The sequence below is a fragment of the Streptomyces tricolor genome (assembly GCF_002155905.1).
GTDB classification, from domain to species: Bacteria; Actinomycetota; Actinomycetes; order Streptomycetales; family Streptomycetaceae; genus Streptomyces; species Streptomyces tricolor.
Window position 1 is genome coordinate 1 of record NZ_MUMF01001013.1, and the last position, 742, is coordinate 742.

A 742-nucleotide genomic window follows, 5' to 3' on the forward strand; every position below is an offset into this window, starting at 1 on the left:
GACCAGCCCCTCGGCGACCATGCGGTCGATCCGGTGGGTCATCGCGGCCGGGGTGAGGCCGAGCCGCTTGGCCAGGTCGCTGGGGCCCATGCGGTACGGGGCGCCGGAGAGGACCAGGGCCTTCAGGACCTCCCACTCGGCGTTGCTGATGCCGAGGGCGGCGGTCTGCCGGCCGTACGCGACGTTCATCCTGCGGTTCAGCCGGGACAGGGCCGACACGATCTTCTCGACCTGGGGGTCCAGGTCCTGGAATTCGCGCTGGTAGGCGGCGATCTGTTCTTCGAGCGTCGGCTCGGTGACGCCGGGTGTGTCGGCCATGGGCGCAGTATGGCACGCCGTCCCTTTGCCTTGAAGTCCTTGACTGTGTACTCTTTAGCTTCGAACTTTAGCTTTGAAGTCTTCAGGTCTAACTAGTGAGAGAGGTGAACGTGACCAGGGCGATGGGCGCAGCGATGCGCCGGATCCACGTGGGCAACGCACTCAGCGCGTTCGGGCTCGGCTTCACCGTCCCCTACCTGTACGTCTACGTGGCGCAGGTACGGGGCCTGGGTGCCATGACGGCGGGGCTCGTGCTCGCCGTCTTCGCCGTGGCCGCGCTGATCGTGCTGCCGTTCGCCGGCCGGGCGATCGTGCGGCGCGGCCCGCTGCCGGTCCTGCTCGCCGCCCTGGTGACCGCCGCTCTGGGCGCGCTGAGCCTGGGCCTCGCGGGCACCGCCTGGGCCGTGCTGCTGTCCGCGGCGGC

The 742-nt window shown here is 69.4% G+C and carries 1 protein-coding gene and 1 pseudogene; one reads left to right on the top strand and one right to left on the bottom strand.

Annotation, left to right across the window (positions count from 1 at the left end; all coding sequences use genetic code 11):
* On the bottom strand, nt 1-318 hold a 318-nt coding region (locus tag CCN44_RS42405; RefSeq protein WP_143650501.1), incomplete at its 3' end, for a MarR family winged helix-turn-helix transcriptional regulator.
* A gap of 104 nt (nt 319-422) precedes the next feature.
* Here CCN44_RS42405 and CCN44_RS42410 point away from each other — a divergent pair.
* Nucleotides 423-742 (top strand): annotated as a pseudogene (locus CCN44_RS42410) (MFS transporter); the annotation flags it as partial.